16 protein-coding genes and 8 pseudogenes are annotated in these 18561 nt (G+C 66.8%); 10 read left to right on the forward strand and 14 right to left on the reverse strand.

Features of this window, described 5'->3' with window-relative positions; genetic code table 11:
* Position 1: 1 nt before the first annotated feature.
* Together AB0I10_RS31730 and AB0I10_RS31735 are read right to left on the reverse strand one after the other, a co-directional pair.
* Positions 2-235, reverse strand: a complete 234-nt coding sequence (locus AB0I10_RS31730) for a hypothetical protein (RefSeq protein ID WP_363156126.1) — start codon at positions 233-235, stop codon at positions 2-4.
* A 333-nt stretch (positions 236-568) separates the two neighbouring features.
* On the reverse strand, positions 569-1117 hold the full coding sequence (locus tag AB0I10_RS31735; protein ID WP_363156127.1) for a hypothetical protein: 549 nt from the start codon (positions 1115-1117) through the stop codon (positions 569-571).
* A gap of 159 nt (positions 1118-1276) precedes the next feature.
* On the opposite strand from AB0I10_RS31735, the gene AB0I10_RS31740 reads away from it, so the two are divergent.
* On the forward strand, positions 1277-2224 hold the full coding sequence (locus AB0I10_RS31740; protein WP_363156128.1) for a zinc metalloprotease: 948 nt from the start codon (positions 1277-1279) through the stop codon (positions 2222-2224).
* Between the two features lie 180 nt (positions 2225-2404).
* Here the strand turns inward: AB0I10_RS31740 and AB0I10_RS31745 are convergent.
* Positions 2405-2557: pseudogene (locus AB0I10_RS31745) on the reverse strand (IS5/IS1182 family transposase); the annotation flags it as partial.
* 586 nt (positions 2558-3143) lie between these two features.
* Positions 3144-3368 carry a hypothetical protein gene (locus AB0I10_RS31750; RefSeq protein WP_363156129.1) on the reverse strand — a complete coding sequence of 75 codons (225 nt, stop codon included), beginning with the start codon at positions 3366-3368 and terminating at the stop codon, positions 3144-3146.
* 240 nt (positions 3369-3608) lie between these two features.
* On the opposite strand from AB0I10_RS31750, the pseudogene AB0I10_RS31755 reads away from it, so the two are divergent.
* Positions 3609-4275: pseudogene (locus AB0I10_RS31755) on the forward strand (IS5 family transposase); the annotation flags it as partial.
* A 2-nt stretch (positions 4276-4277) separates the two neighbouring features.
* Positions 4278-4601, forward strand: a pseudogene (locus AB0I10_RS31760) (hypothetical protein); the annotation flags it as partial.
* Between the two features lie 560 nt (positions 4602-5161).
* Here the strand turns inward: AB0I10_RS31760 and AB0I10_RS31765 are convergent.
* Positions 5162-6544 carry an alpha/beta hydrolase gene (locus tag AB0I10_RS31765; protein WP_363156130.1) on the reverse strand — a complete coding sequence of 461 codons (1383 nt, stop codon included), beginning with the start codon at positions 6542-6544 and terminating at the stop codon, positions 5162-5164.
* A gap of 329 nt (positions 6545-6873) precedes the next feature.
* Between AB0I10_RS31765 and AB0I10_RS31770 the strand changes: the two are divergent.
* Positions 6874-7238: pseudogene (locus AB0I10_RS31770) on the forward strand (transposase); the annotation flags it as partial.
* A 29-nt stretch (positions 7239-7267) separates the two neighbouring features.
* On the opposite strand, the gene AB0I10_RS31775 reads toward AB0I10_RS31770, so the two are convergent.
* The gene (locus AB0I10_RS31775; RefSeq protein ID WP_363156131.1) at positions 7268-7567 is read right to left on the reverse strand and encodes a hypothetical protein; all 300 of its coding nucleotides are present in this window, start codon (positions 7565-7567) and stop codon (positions 7268-7270) included.
* Between the two features lie 404 nt (positions 7568-7971).
* Here AB0I10_RS31775 and AB0I10_RS31780 point away from each other — a divergent pair.
* Positions 7972-8163 (forward strand): annotated as a pseudogene (locus AB0I10_RS31780) (DNA helicase); the annotation flags it as partial.
* Between the two features lie 333 nt (positions 8164-8496).
* Here the strand turns inward: AB0I10_RS31780 and AB0I10_RS31785 are convergent.
* From AB0I10_RS31785 to AB0I10_RS31805, 5 genes and pseudogenes are all read right to left on the reverse strand, one after another.
* Positions 8497-8622, reverse strand: a pseudogene (locus AB0I10_RS31785) (HNH endonuclease); the annotation flags it as partial.
* Positions 8623-8640: 18 nt separating this feature from the next.
* Entirely contained in the window at positions 8641-9153 is a 513-nt protein-coding gene (locus AB0I10_RS31790; RefSeq protein WP_363156132.1) for a hypothetical protein, read from the reverse strand.
* Between the two features lie 21 nt (positions 9154-9174).
* Positions 9175-10287, reverse strand: coding sequence for a NucA/NucB deoxyribonuclease domain-containing protein (locus AB0I10_RS31795; protein WP_363156133.1), 1113 nt, complete (start codon positions 10285-10287; stop codon positions 9175-9177).
* Between the two features lie 198 nt (positions 10288-10485).
* Positions 10486-10623 (reverse strand): hypothetical protein, encoded by a 138-nt coding sequence (locus AB0I10_RS31800; RefSeq protein ID WP_363156134.1) that lies wholly within the window; start codon positions 10621-10623, stop codon positions 10486-10488.
* Between the two features lie 184 nt (positions 10624-10807).
* Entirely contained in the window at positions 10808-11305 is a 498-nt protein-coding gene (locus tag AB0I10_RS31805) for an EF-hand domain-containing protein (protein ID WP_363156135.1), read from the reverse strand.
* Positions 11306-11562: 257 nt separating this feature from the next.
* On the opposite strand from AB0I10_RS31805, the pseudogene AB0I10_RS31810 reads away from it, so the two are divergent.
* Positions 11563-11724 (forward strand): annotated as a pseudogene (locus AB0I10_RS31810) (IS630 family transposase); the annotation flags it as partial.
* A gap of 164 nt (positions 11725-11888) precedes the next feature.
* Here AB0I10_RS31810 and AB0I10_RS31815 read toward each other — a convergent pair.
* Both AB0I10_RS31815 and AB0I10_RS31820 read right to left on the reverse strand, forming a co-directional pair.
* Positions 11889-12431, reverse strand: coding sequence for a DUF1707 domain-containing protein (locus AB0I10_RS31815; RefSeq protein WP_363156136.1), 543 nt, complete (start codon positions 12429-12431; stop codon positions 11889-11891).
* Positions 12432-12935: 504 nt separating this feature from the next.
* Positions 12936-13316, reverse strand: coding sequence for a hypothetical protein (locus tag AB0I10_RS31820; protein ID WP_363156137.1), 381 nt, complete (start codon positions 13314-13316; stop codon positions 12936-12938).
* A gap of 997 nt (positions 13317-14313) precedes the next feature.
* On the opposite strand from AB0I10_RS31820, the pseudogene AB0I10_RS31825 reads away from it, so the two are divergent.
* Positions 14314-14448, forward strand: a pseudogene (locus tag AB0I10_RS31825) (short-chain dehydrogenase); the annotation flags it as partial.
* 118 nt (positions 14449-14566) lie between these two features.
* Positions 14567-14950 carry a hypothetical protein gene (locus AB0I10_RS31830; protein WP_363156138.1) on the forward strand — a complete coding sequence of 128 codons (384 nt, stop codon included), beginning with the start codon at positions 14567-14569 and terminating at the stop codon, positions 14948-14950.
* A 382-nt stretch (positions 14951-15332) separates the two neighbouring features.
* Here AB0I10_RS31830 and AB0I10_RS31835 read toward each other — a convergent pair whose 3' ends face one another.
* Positions 15333-16520, reverse strand: a complete 1188-nt coding sequence (locus AB0I10_RS31835) for a lipase family protein (RefSeq protein WP_363156139.1) — start codon at positions 16518-16520, stop codon at positions 15333-15335.
* 316 nt (positions 16521-16836) lie between these two features.
* Here AB0I10_RS31835 and AB0I10_RS31840 point away from each other — a divergent pair, with 316 nt between their 5' ends.
* Together AB0I10_RS31840 and AB0I10_RS31845 are read left to right on the forward strand one after the other, a co-directional pair.
* On the forward strand, positions 16837-17124 hold the full coding sequence (locus AB0I10_RS31840; protein ID WP_363156140.1) for a hypothetical protein: 288 nt from the start codon (positions 16837-16839) through the stop codon (positions 17122-17124).
* A 152-nt stretch (positions 17125-17276) separates the two neighbouring features.
* Positions 17277-18158: a GNAT family N-acetyltransferase gene (locus AB0I10_RS31845; protein ID WP_363156141.1), complete on the forward strand. Its 882-nt coding sequence runs from the start codon at positions 17277-17279 to the stop codon at positions 18156-18158.
* The last annotated feature ends 403 nt before the right edge of the window (positions 18159-18561 follow it).

Below are 18561 nucleotides of genomic sequence, written 5' to 3' on the forward strand. Positions count from 1 at the left end.
TTCACTTTCCCGCGACGCGGCGGACAGCGGCGACCGGGGCCGGGGCGAGGAGACGGCGAGCCAGATCGAAGGCCGCGCCCCCTGCCAGGCTGATCACGGCGACGGCACTACCTGCATCGTAGCCGTGGCGCACCAGGCAGATGGTGGCAACGATCACGACGATCACGACGGCTACGCGCACCCGTACCTCCCGCGGGACCGGGAATGTGCACGACAGCGGAGGGACGTGAGGCATGGCAACTCCTGGATGACGGTCCGGAACTGGAGAACACGGTTCGTACCCGCAGTTGGCGCTGCGGCCGGCCCGCTCGCAGCCGGTCATGCCACGATGCACCAACTCCCCTGCATGCAAAAGGAGTTACCAGCAGAACCAAAATGGTCGGTTTGCGTGCATAGTCCGACCTCGTGAACAATTCGCGGGCGGGGCCGCGTCCTCTGAACAATTCCCGCCACGGCCGCGCCGCGTTCGAACAAAGCCCGATGGGCCCACTGCGTCGCAGGCCACATGCCTGCGCCCCGCTCCGCCGGCCCCTTCAGTTCGAGAACGCCTCCTAGGCCCCCCGGACAATCAGCCAGTCCCGCACACTGGGTGCTGCGCCCCGCGAACCATGGACATCAGACAAAGGACGCGCGGCCAAGGCGTCTGGATGACGGTCCGGACCCCTCCGGGTGGGCGGAGGAGCTGTTGGCGCAGCCCTCCACCCACCCGCGCAATTGCACAAGCCCCCGGATCCCGGCCAACGACCCGACGCACACCTTGCGGCGCCGCCAACGTCCGGCGGGTCGAAGCTGGATGGAGCCCTGCCTGCCGAGTGGCGTGCAGTTCGCCGTCGCACTGCAGGATCTCAAGCCGGCGGTCGGGCCGGATCGTACCGGGAAAGCTGATGGCGAGTGACCTTCCGGCCGCCGCCGACCAGCGGCCGGGGATGATGTCGGGTACATCGGCACCGCCGAAGGCGTGGTCGATGTAGGTTCCGTCCGCGACGATCTCCATACCCCTGCGGCCGCGAGCGGGCGGAAACGGATAGCCGGCCGGACGGTAGACGGTCACGCCCTCGGTGTCCTCCTCGTAGGAGTGGGTCCACTGCTGGAACAGCTCGGCAGGCAGCTCGCTCATCGTCCCGGCCTCCCGCGGAGCATTTTTTGCCCCGATTTGCAACAGATGATAGCCTTTTTGGTGATTAATTCATTTGCATCACCATGGCTTTATTTGCCGGAATTCGGTAGTGCCTCACCGGCCAAAGCCGCGCCCCGCGGCCGAACCTGGAGGTGTGATATGTCCGAGAAAGATGCGACCCCCACTCCTGCCCGCCGAGGTTGCGGCACGATGCCGGTGCACCATCTGCTGATGGCCGAGAACCCGGCCTACGCCGCGAGCCGTGTCCAGATCGAGAACCAAGCCTTCGCCTACGAGACCGGCATCGAGGCAACGGCACGTGTCGGCTTGACCCGCATCCCGGTCGTTGTGCACGTGGTGTTCAACACCGCCGCACAGAACATCGGTGAGAACCAGGTCATCAGCCAGATCGACGTGCTGAACCAGGACTTCCGGGCTCTCAATCCGGACATCGATCGGGTCCCGGCGGTCTGGAAACCGCTCGTGGCCGACAGCCGCATCGAGTTCCACCTCGCCACGCAGGATCCGCAAGGACAGCCCACCGACGGCATCACCCGCACACAGACCCAGGCCAGGAAATTCAACATACGGACCAACACCGTCAAAGACTCGTCGAGTGGCGGCCACGACGCCTGGCCCGCTGACCGCTATCTCAACCTCTGGGTCTGCCCACGCATCTTCGACCCCGCGGACCCCGACGAGATACTCGGCTATGCCCAGTTCCCGGGTGGTCCCGCAGATACGGACGGGGTGGTCATCGGCCACCGGTTCTTCGGTACGACCGGCACAGCCTCCGCTCCCTTCAACGGTGGGCGCACAGCGACCCATGAGGTGGGGCACTGGCTCAACCTGCTGCACATCTGGGGCGACGACGACGGCGGATGCAACGGCAGCGACCTCGTCGCGGACACCCCGAACTCCGGTGGTCCCAACTTCCAGACCCCGACCTTCCCTCGGCGGTCCTGCAGAAATGGGCCGGACGGCGACATGTTCGTCAATTACATGGACTACACCGACGACAAGGCCATGTTCATGTTCACCAAGGGCCAGGTAGCCCGCATGGAGGCCACCCTCGACAGCGCTCGGTCGTCCTTCAACGGTGCCTGACGGTCACTCCGCGACAGCGGGCAAGACATCACGGGGGCACATGAGCACACCCACATCCGTTTCCCCGTCCCCGTCCCCGTCTCCGACTGCCGTCCGGGCACCGTCGACTCGGGATTGGCCCGCTACCTGCCGACCCGCACAGCCCGTCGCGGTCGTACACGACGAGCACGGGCGGAGGGTTTTGGTCGTCAGTCCGCCGTGGGAGCGTCTGAAAGCATGGTCGCCGGGCTTGCCGGCCGGAGCTCCTTTTTGCGGGTTCCGGCCGCGTGCGGGTGCGCGAACAATGGTCGAGTCGACCGTGACCACCCACTCCAGGTCCTCGTCCGCATCGGCCTGGGGCCCTGGCTCCAGTTCCGGCAACGTAGCTGTAGCCGGACGCTGACATCGCGCGCCCGGAGGTGTGCACATCGCGCGCCCGGAGGTGTGCACATCGCGCACCCGGAGGTGTGCACATCGCGCCCTCGCTGGAATACCGCCCGGCCAAGTCGGAGCTGAGGGTCCAGGCGATGTCTTCAGCAGCCGGGTCATACGACCACCAGTCCGCTACCCGGGCGGCAACCAGGCAGTCGAGTATGGCGGCCAGGACAATCAGGTCCACCGCGCACACGAGCCCGATCCGGTCCGCCTCCATGACACCGTGCGCGCTGCCGGGGGAGAGGCGCCTAGCCAGCACAAGCGCTACCAGCTGGCTTGCGGCCGGCGTGCCGCGCAGCGCCGGACCGGACGTCAGCCGAAGGGCTCTTCTAACTCCCTCCACATGCACGGACCTTGGTGAAGGCGCATCCCACGAAGGAGGCCTGCCGGCATCCAGAGTCAGCCCGAGGCGGTGGTGCGTAGCGCGCACTGTACGGCTAGGAGCCGGGTCGGGGCCCCGGTCCCCGGCGGGAGAGCGGCCGCGAGGTAGCTGAGCATTCATCGTTCACGCCCTGTCTCCATCCTTCCTGCCGCTTGCCACGCGCCGTACGGCCTGGTTGACAGCTTCGACAATGAGGCTGACGGCGATGACGACAATGGAACGCAGCCACCATGGGAAGCCGTAGTGCTCGCCGAGGATGAACGCGACGAAGAAGCCGACGGGGATGGTGAGCCAGGCAGGCAGGGTCGGGATCTCTGGCTTCTTCGTGTCGCTCGCGGTGGGGGTCACAGTGATTCCTTGTTCTTGGGCTGAAGTCCCCCCGGAATGGAGATGCCGGGGGACTTCATATGTGGGTCAACACGTCACCGATCCCGGGAAAGGATCAGTGGAACATCTGCCAGATGTCGTAGAGGTCGGAGCCGACACCCAGGATATGTCGTTGCCTGACGCGCAGTGGACACGGATCGAGCCGTTGCTTCCGGATCGGACGCCGAAGAGGGGCGGCCGGTGGCGTGACCACCGTGACGCATGGTGGATCTGGTGGAACGACTGGTACCGGATGGGTTGTGGGTGCTGTTCCGGCGGGTGGTGGCACCAACGGAGGTGAGGCGTCCGCAGGGCGGGGGTCGCGGCGGGCAGACGATCGTGATGCCCTGGCGGCGATCATCTTCGTGGCCACCTCGGGCTGTACGTGGCGGCAGCTCCGGCCGGTGTTCGGCCCTTGCTGGCAGATGGTCTACCGGCGTTTCGCCCAGTGAAGCCAGCAGCGGGTCTGGGCACGGCTCCACCGCGTCATCCTGGACGAACTCGGGACCCGAGACAGGCTGGACTGGTCGCGATGCGCGATCGACTCTCTCAGCATCCGAGCGACGAAAGGGAGCCACTGACCGGTCCGAATCCGACCGACCGCGGCGAACCCGGTTCGAAAATCCACCTGATCACGGACAGGAACGGACTGCCGCTGTCGCTGGGCATCTCCGGCGCCAACATGCACGACAGCCAGGGCCTGGAGCCACTCGTCCGCGGCACCCCGCCGATCCGCTCCCGCCGAGACCCCAGCCGCCGACGGCCGGCAAAGCTCCACGTCGACAAGGGCTACGACTACGACCACGTGCGCCGATGGCTTCGCAGCCGAGGCATCACCCACCGCATCGCCCGCAAAGGCGTTGAGCCCTCGCATCGACTGGGCCGACACCCAACGACCCTCACCCGCACCCCTTGTCACCCGAGGAAGCGGCGCCTCACCTGGCCGAAGCCACTGATGCCCGGGATCCAGCCGGGGAGGCACTGTTGATGCTTGGCACCCCGGACGTGGTGGAGAAAGCCCGCGAATGGGTCGTCGTGGTGATGGAGATGGAAGGGTTCCTGCGAGACCAGACTCATAGCCCGGAAACCTGGTCGACCATGCTCAAGCGCCAACGCGCCGCACGTGAGGGGTACTACGCGGCCGTCCGACGTGACCTGGCGCTCCCACCTGGCCATTCCGGGGAATGGCGACTTGCCCCGCCCCAGACTTCCTGAGTACGCACTGCCAGGGCGGCGCGGCGCTGTCGCGTTCGGGGCGTCAGGCTTTGAGCATTTTCGGTCTTCGTCGGCCTTGCCGCCGAACGGTTCACCGTGCCCAGCAGCACCGCCACCTCACCAAATAAATCGACGTCTTAAGCAGTGGCGCGGCATCGCCACCCGCTATGAGAAGACGGCCACCGTCTACCTGGCCGGACTCCACATCGCGGGCATCTTCCTCTGGACTGCCCGATGATCCAAACGAAACTGCCCAGGCCCCCCGGCCTGGCGGCTCCCAGCGGCTTTTCCACGCCGAGATCGAAGAGGCCGAGGAAGCTCACCACATCGAGCTCACGGGGCGTGATGCTGGTGAGCTCGCGTAATCGACTGTCGCGTATTCCTCGCCGCCGAGGCCGGAGGCACTTGGTGCCACTATGCCCACGGCCACCACACACGGTGACCCCAGGGCTTCACTCACCAGGGAGTAGGCGTCAGCCGATTACACGAGGTCGCCAGTTCACACCCGCTGTTCTCTCGTGTGAAGCTCCACCGCTGTCCTCTCAGGGCTCGGAGTCGCTCTACGGGGTGGCGCTGGCCACGCCGCTTTCGTCGATGGTGAACTGTCCGTTCGCGGCGCCGTTGAAGGTCCCGCTCCTGATCCACTCGATCAGCGCCGACTTGACCGTGGCGTGGGGTCCGGCCCACGGTTCGCCGGGGCGCCCGCCGTAGGGCGTTCCGGACTCCGGTGTGCAGCGCGGGCCGGAGCAGCCCTCCATCTGCATCTGATGGCTCGCGCACTGCACCTGCACGAGCGCCTTGTTCGTCATCGACGCCGGGAGGGCGTTGAAGATGGCGGACGAGTTGGCCGGCGGCGCGGTGTCGTCCTCGAGACCGTGGATGACCAGCGTGGGTGGGGTCAGCTGCCCTGCGACGGCGGTGTTCCAGCCGTAGCCGGAGAACGTCGGCGAGCGGTTGAGGCCGGTCGGGTTGCCGGGCTCGTCGCCTCCCCAGTTCCGCCCCTCGGTGTCCTGCTCCATGATCTGCTCCCAGAACTGATCCTGGCTGCCGGGGACGACACGCCCGGTGCACGCGGCCTCGCGATCCGGCGGCAGCACCGGTGCCCCCGAGCGGGGGGAAAGCGTCAGCGGGAACGTGACGAAGCCCGTCGGGGGCGGTGTCTCCTCAGTCGGTCCGCCGTAGATCGACGACATGAACACGGCACGGTTGACCTTCGCGATGACTTCGGCGCTTCCGGGGAGGACCGGGTTGGCTGCGTACAGCGTCCGCCCGACGCGCGGCCCGCCGAGCGAATAGCCGAGCAGGGTGACCTTGCCGTCCGTCGGCTGGGCGCGGGTGATGGCGTCGTCGATGACCTGGCGGATATCGCGTACCCAGACGTCGATGCGCGCAAAGCGGTGATTGCTTGAGTGTGCGGTCCTCTCCCCGCCCAGCGGATTGGTCAAGAGCAGCGTCCCCTGCTGATCGAGGGTGAAGATCGGGTTGTGGGTGCGGTCGCACCCCTCGGGGTAGGGACAGGTGCCGTCCGCGAGGTAGGGCCTGAGGCTCGCGTTGCCGGGATCGTTCAGGCCCTCGTCGAAGCGTGTCGAGCGGCCGTAGCCGAGCAGGCTCGGGGCGAAGGTGTCGATGCCCGCCCGCGCGAGTCCTTCCTGCACGCTGAGCGAGCCACCGCCCGGGGCGGGGTGGCGCAGGTCGAACGTCGGCGAGGCGGTGACGGTGCGGCCGTGGATCAGCACTGCGGCCCTGTTGGGCACCGCTGGGCATTTGCCGTTCGCGTACACCGGCTGGACGCGATGCACCTGGATCCTCGCCGGACGCCCGTCGAACTGGGCGTCCGGCATGAGCCCTGGCGGCACCCTGAACCTCAGCCAGTGATCGCGGGTGACGACGCCGGTCGGCACCTCGTCGCATTGCTGAGCCGACGGCTTGGTGGCAGCTGCCATCGATGTTGTGCTGGAGCCGAGGGCACTCACGATCAGGCAGACGCACAGCAGGAGCCACCTCGTCCGGGCCCCGGACCTTCGGCTTCCCCCGGTCCACGCCCGTCGCCCGCGCCCCACCGAGGCCGCCAGTACGCCCATTCTCCGGGAGATCCCTCTCTGTCGCCGAGTCATGCGCGGTGCTGCCATGCCCAAACCTCCTGCCGCTGGACGCGGGTGAAGCCGACTCACATCAGTGTGCCCAGCAGGCATGAAGAGAGCGCCCCCGCCCACGGTGCGCACAGGTGGGCATCGGCGCGCTGGGGCGGCGCTTTCGTCCTAGCCCCGGGCGGCCCTGTTTCGGCGCGTCGAAGTCGACGGTGCGCCGTCGCTTCGTGATCTGGTTGCGGGCCGGCGTGTGGGGTCGGCCGAACCAGGAGGTGCTGGGGCTGCTGGCCGCTCAGGGCCTGGTCGACCTGTCCCGGGCTGCCCTCGACTCGGCCCATGTCCGGGCTAAAAAAAGGTCGCACACAAAGGAACCGACTCCGGCGAACAGCTGGCGCGTCGCAGATGGGTGATCGAGCGGACCTTCTCCTGGCTGTCCGGCTACCGCAGACACAGTCCCCGCCACGAACACTATCCCCGCAACTACCTGGCCTTTCTCAGCCTTGCCACAGCCCTGTGCTGCTACAAACGACTCCTCAAACCAACCATGTAGGACACCGTCTTAGAGGCCTTATCGTCTGACTAGTTCGAACCCTGGTGCGCGGAGGCCACGACCTCCCCGGCCATGATTTGGGGTGGGTTGGGGAGCAGTGTTGCGAGGTTGTCCCGCACGAAATCCGCCGCTCTGGAGACCGATTCTTCGGCGCCGGCCTGGTCGTGGAAGACGCTGGTCGAGACCATGACTCCGTTCCCGGCGTCGACCCAGTAGTAGGCCACGAAGCCAGGGACCTGGCGCATGAGCGGTACGAACCCTTCGTTGACGAGGCGTCCTGCCTCGGCTGGATCGGTCACCCCTTCGTACCGTCGGACTGCTGCGTACATGGCCGATCTCCTCGTGGGGTTCCGGGTCGTGGTTTGTTGGGACGCCATACCCCGGTGGCGGCGGCCCGGCGCGTGAGGAGTCCGGCAATCACCTGAAGGACCGTCATTGGTGATCCGAATGGCGCGCTGGAGCGGTGGGCAGTGGACGATGTACTGCAGGCGGTGCCCGGCCCGGTTCCAGTCCGAGGAAGCCGTGACTGTCTGAAGAAGCAGAAGGCTCCGCCTGGTGCTTGGCGGGGCTTGGTTGGCTGGCACCAGTCAGTGGTTCAGGAACTTGGAGTTTGTGGTAGATGGCCGGTGAAGGTGAGTCGAGTCGCCCGTGTGACGTTGGCCAGTGCGGTTGCAAGGGCGTCCGCCCCTTCGGCGACTTCCGCTGCGCGTTCGAGGATCCCTTGGCTGTCGTGCCACCTCGCGACAACATTCGGCAGGACGACGTCGGGTCCCCCCCGCCTCAGTCGATCGATGACGGCGAGGCCTGTCTTGCCTACGTCGCTGTGACCCGCACCCGTACACGCCTTGACATCGGAGGCCTTTCCTGGGTCCACGACCGACCCTCGGTCAGCTCGATCGCCCGACGATTACACCGCAGATGTTGAACTCGGCAACGTCGACAGCACCGGCACTGACCGGCTTCGACTCCTCGCAGGTCGCCGCGCGTCACACTCCTCACCCAGAGAAAGCTCCGTGTGCCGCATGCCGCGCATGGGGCTGAGGTTGAGGCATCAGATGGCCATGGGCGCCGACGTTCTCTTAACAGGCCGAAGCGTGCGTGAGGGCCTGGAATCCGTCACGGGTCCAGGCCCTCAGGCGCGTCACCGTGGGGACGGTGGTTGCGATGTCGATCCAACGAGACGTCGTCCGGACGGGTTACGGTGCGGCGCCCTTCGTCACCACGCCCCGAGAAGTCCCTGACAAGCCCGCGACCTCAACGCCGGTGGCATCCATTCGGCGGGGTCCTGGTCGGCTTTCTGCCTGTTGCTGCGGGCGGTGACGGCGACGAGGGAGCGTTCGGCGTCGAGGTCGTTGGCGTAGGCCTGGCGGCGTGCCGCGATCCAGGTCGGCTTTGCGGTTTCCTACTGCTGCTTGCGGAGGTGGGCGCCGATCGTATCGCTCGCCTTGTGCAGGAGGTCGGTTCCCGCAGGGGCGGGCCATACCTGGATGCGGTGCTCTTCTACCGGATCTTCGTGCGCTTCGATCACGTCCGCCTGGTGCCCGGCGTCCCGTCCGAGGGTGCTGATGCGGATGCGGTAGGTGCCGGGGCCGGCGAAAGCCAGGTCCGGGAAGACGTCGGGAGAATCGCCGTCCACGGCGCAGGGGCGTGCGGGCATGGTGGCGGTGTAGGTGACCTCCCCGACATCGTCCCAGCCGTTGGTGTCGAGCGGTGGCTGAGCGTCCCACAGCTCCAGGCGCAGCCAGATGTCGCCCAGCGTCAGACCCGTGTAGATGACTGCTCCGTCCTCGGCGGCACGGATGATGCCGTTGGGGGCGTGGTCGTCGTCAGGGCCCTTGTCGACGTCTCCGATGATGAGGTACTGGCCCTCATTGACGCTGAAGCGTTCACGTACCGTGCGCACTGGCTCAGCCACCGTCCGACTCCCCTTTTCTGCCTAGTACTTGACCTTCACCCAGAAGGCGTCGCCATCTATGACGCGGTTCGTACGATAGAACTTGCCCCGGTACTTCCGGCCGCCCTCGGTGCTGTTCTGTAGAGCGTTGAGATTCTTGGTGGAGTAGTCTGACTGGAAGTGCGCGCCCTCCCACGTGGACGCGAACGGGAACTCGTCGCAGCTCTGCCCCGGACCCGGGTTGGCGTTGCCACACGCCTTGCGGCGGTTCTTCCTCTGGAGGTCTTCGTCGCTGAGCTTGTGCAGCGGCTTGCCCTTGCCGCGCAGCCCCCATTGGTTCTTCAGGTTGCGCTGGGCCCAGGCGACGTGCCCGGCGACCTCAAAGATCTCCCCGTCGGTGCCATCCATGGTGTAGGTCGGGGCGTACTCCCAGTTCACGCAGCCCCGGCCCTGGTTGCTGCCGACTTTCTCGCTGTCGCAGCGCACCTGAGCGGGCTCGCCGGGATACGTGGTGCCCGTGTTGGTGGCGGTGATGTGACGGATATCCACCTTGGTCGGCGGCTGGTGATAGAGCACGCTCTTGGCGTCAGAGGTCACCTGGAACGTGAAGTGTGTGTTGGTCGTCGGGTAGGGAAGCTGCTGCCATCCTCCGCCGCCCGTCTGCTTGGCCTTACAGCCGTTGCCCTCAGGGGTGTTGCACCCCAGTGTCACCGTGGCGAGAGTGCCGCTGATGGCCGCGTCGGTGGCCTCGACCAGGCCGAGGTTGACGTCCTGGGTGTAGGTCTTGCGCTTGTAGTTCAGCTCGGTGCTGTTGCCGTAGCCGAGGACGCCGGTGCCGATCACTTGGTTCCCGGGCTTGAGGACCAGCTTGAAGGGAGCGAACGCCAGAAAGCACGAGGAGCTGCGGTTCTTGGACTGCTTGCCGAGCTTGCAGGCGACCTTGCGGTCGTCCCTGGTGCGGTTTTGCCGGTCCAGCCACTGACGTTGGGCCCTGGTCTTGGCGGCTGTGAAGGGCTTGCCGATCACGACCTCGGTCTTCTTTTCCGCCTTGGCCTTCGGCACGGTGTCCGTGGTGGCGTTGGCCGGTAGCCAGGCCCCCAGGGACAATGAGAGAGCAGCTGCACCGGTGACCGCGAGGGCTAATCGTCGTCTCACGTGTGTGCCCCTTCTGTTAAGGGATGCCGCCACGAGAGGGGATCCCAGACACGCACGCCCCCCGTGACGTCGTCATGCTCATGACCTCGTGGAGGCTAGCAATCACACGCATTAACTCGCTGGGTGCTCCGCACAGTTGGCCGATTCCTACCTCCGTGCCACGCACCCTGGGAGCGATGGCTCCGTGCCACGGTGGGGTCAGCGGGCGAAGACTTCGGTAAGGCGCACGCTGTAGCCGTCCTCTTCCATCGGGACGACGGTGACGCCGAATGGGTCGGGGTAGTCCAGCTCGATCGGGGTGAAGGCGAAGTTGACTGCGGCCTGGATGGGCGGCATGAGCTCGCCGCCGGGCTGAGTCTGAGCGTCGGCGCCCGAGCTAGCGCACGCACCCTAGACCCCCGTGGCTCTGATCCAGCCTCATGCTCTGGCTCGGCTGCCGGGCGCGGAGCCATCCCCAGAGGGGCCACACAGAGTGGAGGCCCCCGCGACGGGTGGCCTCCACGGACTGCCTGTGTCTGGTTCAGCTCGTGTAGAAGCGCTTGACCGCCTTCAGGAACTCCTTGCCGCTCAGCTGTCCGTCGTTGTCGCTGTCGAGCGTCGCGAAGTAGCCCGACGCCTCGGTCGGTGGCATACACAGGAAGTCGGCCGCGCGGAGAAACTCGTCCTGGCTGATGGTGCCGTCGTCATCACTGTCGAGGACGGCGAAGAGGGTCTGGCAGACCTCCCCCTTGCCCGGACGGTTCGGGGAACGGAATTCGGGCGAGGTGCGGGTGGTCACGTACTCGTCAGCGGTCAGGACCCCGTCGCCGTCGGCGTCGCCCAGAGAGAGGAAGGAGGCCCACTGGGTCTCGTTGGCCCGAATCAGGGCCTGGGCCTTGGGGGCGTCCTCCGGGACGCCGAGGGTGGCGAGGAGCTTACGTGGCGCACGCAGGAAGTCGGTGAGGTCGACGGCCCCGTCGCCGTCGGAGTCCATGCGGCGGAACTCCTCGACGAGCGCGTTGTTGCTGGTAGTGGTCATGCCACCACAGCGTGCCAGTCGCAGGTCCTGGCAGAGGACCACCCGACGCCCGGCTACCCCTCACGAGTGAACGGAGAAGTAGAAGTAGTAGAAGTACGCGTAGGCCGTCGGTGCCGTGAAGAGGCGGCCGGTTGTCGGCGATAGTGACCGCGAACCACCAGCCTCTTAGCTAGTGCTGTGACCGCATAGGTTCGCCGGGCTGGTGGTTGTGGCGGTTGGATGTGCGGTGACATCCGATCCGACCGCTGGAGGGGGCGGTGGCCGAGGCTGTCCGCGTACGCAGACTGACCGACCAGGAAGGACGGAAGCTGCAGCAGATCGTGCGTCGCGGCAGCACCAATTCGGTGCGCTACCAGCACGCGATGATGCTGCTGGCCTCAGCTGGCGGGAACCGCGTGCCGGTGATCGCCCAACTGGTGTAGGCCGACTAGGACACTGTCAGGGACGTAATCCACCGGTTCAACGAGATCGTCCTATCAAGACCGTGGCCTGACCCAACTGGCGACCCGATGAGGTCACAGCATCAGCAGTCGAGCGGGGACGAAGAAGTGCCGGACAGCTGGTCCTGGTGTCGGATGGGGCCTCAACGCCGCGCGTGGCGGATCTTCAGCCGTCCGAACCCCATGGTCCCGGAGATCCGGATCCTCGGCCCGCCGGGGCGGGAGCGCCGCCGGGTCTTGTAGAGCGTGTCTTTCCACCCGGTGTGCAGCTCCTCGACGTCGACGATCGCGTCGCGAGGCACCGTGATCTTGGCCTTGCCGGTGCCGAGTTGCAACTCGATGTCGACTACCGGATGCTCGATGACCGCCCGGGACAGGTCCAGGCGCACCCTTCCGAATGCGGACTCGACCTTGAGGATCCGAGGTACCCGCCATGTGCCGCGCCGCTGGATCCGTCCGCCGGCGGCGGCAATCGTGGACGTGGTGCCCGCAACCTCCTCCGGGAGCGAGTCCAGGACCGACACGAGCTCGCTGTGCGTCTTGGAGGTGAGCGCCTGGTGGAGACGTTCGTCCAACTCCTCGTGCGAGATGTGCCCTTCGGAGTACGCCTCCTGCAGGCGCTGCACAGCCGTGTCGCGGTCGTGTTCGCTGATCAGCGATGGCGGGTCTTCCGGCAGAGAGGTCACCGTCTCACTCTAGTGCCGTGCCGACGATGCAAACACGCCAAGGTCCGTAGCGGGCAAGGCAATTGATGGGGAGGCCGATCGCTCGTCTTCATGGCCTTGATCGCCCAGCCCGGCGAACCTATGCGGTCACAGCGCTGGAGGGCGGCACCAGCCCTGCCGAACGCCTGCACTTGATGGCGTACTGCGCGCTTCGCCTGGCCGACGACGGCGGATACGGGCGAGCGACGGCGAATACGGGCGGGCGAGGCAGATCGCGCAGGAGGTGCGCACCAAGGCCCAGGTGGCGGCGCACCGCGTGCGCAGCGCCCGGACGATCAGAGATTGCGCACCGCCCGCAGCAGCCGGGCCCCGACCAGGGCCCCGGTGCGCAGCGGTGAACGTATCCGATGCGCCGGGGAACAGGACGATGCACACCACGGTGCTTAACGAGCGGGTTCCCGTCATCGAACTGAGTGTGCGTTAACAATCACTTGGGATCAAAAACACCCCTCAACGATGCCGTGCTTACTTCTCCCTGTTATGGGACCTCACGTGCACACCACCTCGTCCACGGAAGTCGGCGTGCTTCCTGGCACACCTGGTGATGCACCTTCCGATGTCCGTCGGTTCGTCCAGCCTCCATGCGGTGGCCACGGAGTTTCCGACGTCTGTGACCTTCTGCGGACGGGAGGTGAGCGTTCGGTTCTCGACGTCGATCTCCTCGACGAGGATCTCGTCATCGGCGACGTCGAAGTGCTCATGAAGCAGTGTGAGGCCGAAGCGTTGCAGCGCACCATGCCGGCTAAGTACCGCCCGTACCTCGTCGATGCACTGCTGGTCGGTGTCTGATGCGGGTTCGACGTCGTCGATGTCCGGCAGCTTGGGCAGAGGGTTCGCGGTAGTCACAACGGATCTCCTTCACCGAGAAGGGCAGCCTGGCCCCGGCCACCACGACTGTGGCGCGGGCGCGACACGCGGAGGCAGGGCGTGAAACGGGGGCGCTCGAAGCACCCGTCATATACGTAGTCAACTCCTTGTAAAACAAGGGGTGTTGATGATGATGTCGAGGCGTTCGCCTACAGCGTTTCCGTAACGCCCTTCCGCGACGCCTGCCGCTCACGGCAGGCCCGCACCCGACAGCGGTCTGAGCAGTAACAACGCCGACCGCTCCACCCCCACCGTCCACGACCGGCCGCACACCATGCACTCCGCCCGCTCGCCCAACTGCATCGCGATCGCCCTCCGCAGGGTCCGCCGCAGCCTCCGCAACCGCCGTGACCTGCAACGACCCGAGCAGAACACCGCCTCCGCCGCCATCGACACCGGCAGCGGATCACCGCACTCCGGCATTACCGCCGAGCCGTCCCGCCAGCCGCTACGAATGAGGTCATCCAGCCGTACACCCCACGGCCAGAGTTCAAAAAAACTCACTGACAGGGCGGCATGCGGGAGGGCCTGGAACCGACTTGCGGCTGAGCGCTTCATTTGGCGAGTGAGCGTGTGAGTTGGCGGGGCTGCGCGTCGGAGGCGGCGGGCAGGACAGCGATTGGGCCTCGCTGGTGAGACCGTCTTTTCGGCGATTTGGCCGGGGGAGGGGGCGGTAGGCGAGCGCTTCTCAGGATCTCGCCGGGGCCTTCTGACACCGGTGGCGACGCCCGCCAGTAGCCCTGCTCCGACCGGCGTCTGCAGCAGTCTGCCTACCCTCCCGCCCGCCACCGCACGGGCGAGAGGGTAGGCGAAGCCGTCGTCGCCGTGCGAGGCATTTGGCTTGGTCACTTCTGTGGCGTCCGTGAGACGGGCGAAAAATACGACACATGGTGTTGGGTTTTGGGTCGAGCATGGTGTCACCGGTCGGCGTCGATGGCGGACGTGGACCAAGCCGTGCAGATAGATGAGGAACTCAATGGGATTCATGCCCGACACATCGGCACCGGACCTCCACGGAAAGATCGCGCTGGTCGCGGGGGCCACGCGGGGAGCCGGGCGCGGCATCGCCGTCCAGCTAGGCGCGGCGGGTGCGACGGTCTACGTCACCGGCGCTGGCCTGTGAGTGCGGCAGTTGGCCTGAGGAGTCTCAGCACCCTGGGCTTCTGCGTGGCAGACCGCCTGTAACGATCTGCTTTGGCCGACTGTCGCCCGGCGGGCAGACTGCGCACATGCAGCTCCCCGCCGAAGCCGTGGCCACCACCGTGCTGATCGAGGTCGTAAGGATCTCCGCCCTCCCGGCCAAGCGGGCGGCCCCGTACCCCGGAAGGGTGGTCGCCCACTGGGCCGGGAGCGAGGCCGCCGACGCGCTGACCTTGATCGAGGACCTGCCCGGCAGTGAACAACACCGCTGCGGTTTCTCGCCAGGCTGGAGCGTCCGGGCGTACGAGGACTCTCTCGACCTGGCGCTCTTCGAGGCGGCGTTCTGCTTCCGGTGCCATGAGGTCCGCATGCACGGAACGACCGTGCCACCCGCGCTGGCCACGCAGTTCTTCGACGCGGACTCCCCGCAGGCCCGGGCCCTGCTGGCCCTCTTCCGCGCGGCGGGCCCGTAGGCGACCAACCGGATGGGCGAGGCCGTTTGCTTCCCCCCAGCATCCCGCAGGTCGGGGGCTTCCGCCCTCGACGCTGCAGTTGGCCGGACGAGGCCGACTGCAGCGCTCAGTCACGCCGACGTGTGACTGAGCGCTCCAGTCGGCGAGTTAGCGTCCGAAGTGGCGAGCTGTTCACCCGGAGTCTGTGGCTTGACCGGTTGGGTCACATCATGGGTCCTGGGTGGCTCGCCGCCTCTGCTGCCTGGAGCGCTAGCCCGTGGAGGGCCAACCACCCGGTGATTGCGCCGGTCGCCCCATTCCTCGGGCAGGGGGTGACTCAGCGCACCCGGCGCAAGGTCTGGGCGGGTCGCCGCCCGCACTTGGGGTTAGGCCAGTGCCCCGCTCAGCATGTGCTCGGTGCGGCCTTGCCGGAGAAGCGGTCCGCGAGCCAGGGGATGCCCTCGGCGCTCGCTCCCTCGGTGGCGGCGATGTGGGTGGGAATGTGGTTGCTGGTGAATTTCACCGTCGCGCCCCGGCGGCACCAGTCGGCGGCCAGATTCTTGCCGACCTGGTGAGGGATGACGTCGTCCAGGACGCTGTGGGAGAGCAGGATGGGCAGTGCGGGCTTGCGCTTGCCGAGCTGCTGTTCCGCCACGATCGTGTTCCACGGGGCGCGCTTGAGGCGCTCCGTCAGCGGACGTCCGTCCACGGTCAGAGAACGGGATTGCAGGAACGGGTACTTGCCGATGGCCTGAGTCGTGCAGTGGTTGTCCCGCAGGTCACTCGTCACCCGCTTCCCCCGGGAGTTCAGGTACGGGTCGATGTCGATGCCGTACCCGGCGGCGAGGCCGGAGAGGGCGTAGTTGAAGAACGCGGAGTAGGCGGAACCGTCAAGGTTGTCGGCCACCTTGTTCATATCCGCGGGGGGAGCGCCGACGACAGCGCCCTTGATCTTCAGTTCGGGCGCGTAGGTACGGGCGAGCTCGGCGGCGGATGCCGCCGCGCCGCCGCCCTGGGAGTAGCCGTAGAGCGCGACCGGGCCGGCATCCGGGAGATCCACGACGTCCAGGCGCTGGGCCGCTCGGATGGAGTCCAGGACGGCGCGGCCCTGCACCTCGCGGTTCATGTATGTGTGGACTCCGGGTGTGCCCAGTCCCTGATAGTCGGTCACCACGACGGCATGGCCCTGGTCGAGGAGCTTCTTGATGGGCAGCGCCTCGTACTCGGTGCCTTCGGCCATTTGGCGGGAGGGGGCGCACTTGTCCGCCAGTCCCTGGGTGCCGGGCGCGAAGGCGATGATCGGGCGTGGGCCGCGCTGGAGAGTCCTGGGGGTGAGCACGGTGCCGGTGACCGCGATGGGCTTCCCCACGCGGTCGGTCGTGCGGTACATGATCCGGTTGACGCTCGCCTTGACCTTGAACGCCTTGAGGGGATCGAGGTAGAAGGCGCCCGGCTCCGAGCTCATCACGTCACCGTTGTCGGCGGCCGGCCTCGTCGCCGGTTCGCGCAACGACTGCCGGTCGGCAGCTGCCGTGCCGGAATGCAGGGTGAGGGGAAGAGCAGTGGTGATCGCGGCGATGAGTGTTGCCACGGGACGCCTGCCCAGAGCACGACGACACAGCACGAGGGCTCCTCAGTCATAGGGGGGAGGGAGAGATCCACTAGCTATCGGAACGGCGGTAGCTAAAAGAGGGGAACTGCTGAAATGTGACTCGAACGGGCTACGGCCGGCGTCCCGATTCGATCAACTGTGTTCTCGTCGGCGCCGGCCTCACTGGCCCGGACGGGAACCTCTGCGGCTCCAGCCCCATGACTTCCGCAGAATGTTCGTCACGGATGTCGTCGCCAATGGCCTTCCGCCCCGCATTGCGCAAGTGATCTGAGGGCATTGCGACATCGATACCACCATGGGCTACAAGGCGGTCTATCCGCAGGAAGCCATCGAGGCCCACCGCGCGTTCATCATGCGGCGCCGGACGACCCGCCCCAGCGAGGAATACCGCACGCCCACTGAGGAGGAGTGGGAGGAGTTCCTCGGGCACTTCGAACGCCGCAAGGTCTCGATCGGCACCTGCGAACGAGCCTTCGGAACCCCTTGCATCCATGAGCGCGCTTGTGTCAGATGCTCGCTCCTTCGACCGGACCCGGCCCAACGGACACGACTTGCCGACATCCGCGACAACGCGACAACCTGATCGCCCGCATCGCCCGCATCGCCCGCATCGCCCGCATCGCCGAGGCCGAACGCGAAGGCTGACTCGGCGAGGTCGAAGGGCTCCGGGGCGGCCTCGTGGGGGGGAGGAGGAATCCGGTCGCGCTCCGGCTGCGAAGCCGACAGGATGCGGCCATGGCTGACGATCCCTTGCTCGTTCACGCCCGGGAGCTGTGGGTGGAACTGGCAGGCACACCGGTCGAGTTCTGTCCTTCAGGAGGGGCGAAGGTTGTGGTCGCGCCCAGGTCGCGGTTGTCCCCGCCGTCGTGGACCGGGCTCGTACGGATCGCTCACGCTGCCATCGTCACTGCGCCGAGCGTGCTGGCCGCCGGGATGGTGGACGACGCCGCGCGGGAGATGTCTCACGAAGAGCTCTTCGATGTCGCTCGTCTGCGTGCGGTGCTGCCTGTGCTCGATGTCCTCGGGCCGGCTTCGCTCTTCTATCTCGGCCGGGACGGCTTTCTTCCTGCGTATGAAGGTACCGGGGTCGAGCAGTTGCCGATCGGTGACGGCGACTTGGCCGCGCTGCTGGCCCTGGTCGGGGAGGAGGAGGCAGGCGAGAGCGGCCTGGAGGACATCTCCTCTCCCGCGTTCTGTCTTCGCCGGGGCGACGAGGTGGTGGCCGCGGCCGGGTACCGGTCCTGGCTGCGGTCGGTGGCTCACCTGAGCGTGCTGGTTGCCCCGCACTGTCGGGGCCGGCGCCTGGCCCGGGCCGTGGCGTCCGTAGCAGTGGCCCATGCCCTCGATGCCGGGTTGCTTCCGCAGTGGAGAGCACGGCCCTATCCCTCACAGCGTGTGGCCGTAGCTCTGGGGTTCCAGGAACTGGGTACCCAGCTCAGTGTTCGGCTTGGCGACGCCCCCTCGACCGGGGCCGGTAAGCACGGAGTTTCCGCCTTTTCCGCGAAAGCCATGTCGCTTGAGAACAGCGAGCCCGAAGTTCTCAAACAGCATGACAACAGTGCAGGTCAGCACGGTGGCTCCTGCCAACTACGCTGCGACAGGACAACTGCTGTCTGAATCGTTCGCCCGTGGTAGTGCTGATCCCGGTCTCGATCAATGCAGCGATGTTCTCCGCCGTGATTGTGGACATGTCTGAGCTGGTCGAGGCCGGGGGTTTCGCTCCCCGTTTTTGCTGCTCGGGGGTGAGGTGTGTCGTGAGTGCTCGGCGAGGTCTCGATGAGTCGTCCAAGGCCGTCGAGAGCTGAGCTCCCACCTTGGCTGACCAGTCCCGGGAGACCTGGGGCCGCGCGACCGTGCGCCCGCACAAGAAGAAGCACAAGCCCCGGCCCCGCCGGTTCCTCCGGTTCCTACAGGTCGTGGACGATCCTTCGGTCCGAAGTCCGGAATATCGGAGTGGGGGGCGGCCCCCGCGGGGACCCCGCGGGGGCGGCCATAGCAAAAAAGGGGGCGAGGTGAAGAG

The sequence above is a fragment of the Streptomyces sp. NPDC050636 genome (assembly GCF_040654775.1).
In the GTDB taxonomy this organism is placed as follows: domain Bacteria; phylum Actinomycetota; class Actinomycetes; order Streptomycetales; family Streptomycetaceae; genus Streptomyces.

Coding starts and splice junctions, on each gene's coding strand:
- AB0I10_RS31730 (WP_363156126.1), bottom strand. CDS start 235: ATGCCTCACGTCCCTCCGCTGTCGTGCACATTCCCGGTCCCGCGGGAG.
- AB0I10_RS31735 (WP_363156127.1), bottom strand. CDS start 1,117: ATGAGCGAGCTGCCTGCCGAGCTGTTCCAGCAGTGGACCCACTCCTAC.
- AB0I10_RS31740 (WP_363156128.1), top strand. CDS start 1,277: ATGTCCGAGAAAGATGCGACCCCCACTCCTGCCCGCCGAGGTTGCGGC.
- AB0I10_RS31765 (WP_363156130.1), bottom strand. CDS start 6,544: ATGGCAGCTGCCACCAAGCCGTCGGCTCAGCAATGCGACGAGGTGCCG.
- AB0I10_RS31775 (WP_363156131.1), bottom strand. CDS start 7,567: ATGTACGCAGCAGTCCGACGGTACGAAGGGGTGACCGATCCAGCCGAG.
- AB0I10_RS31800 (WP_363156134.1), bottom strand. CDS start 10,623: ATGCCGCCCATCCAGGCCGCAGTCAACTTCGCCTTCACCCCGATCGAG.
- AB0I10_RS31805 (WP_363156135.1), bottom strand. CDS start 11,305: ATGACCACTACCAGCAACAACGCGCTCGTCGAGGAGTTCCGCCGCATG.
- AB0I10_RS31830 (WP_363156138.1), top strand. CDS start 14,567: ATGCAGCTCCCCGCCGAAGCCGTGGCCACCACCGTGCTGATCGAGGTC.
- AB0I10_RS31840 (WP_363156140.1), top strand. CDS start 16,837: ATGGGCTACAAGGCGGTCTATCCGCAGGAAGCCATCGAGGCCCACCGC.
- AB0I10_RS31845 (WP_363156141.1), top strand. CDS start 17,277: ATGGCTGACGATCCCTTGCTCGTTCACGCCCGGGAGCTGTGGGTGGAA.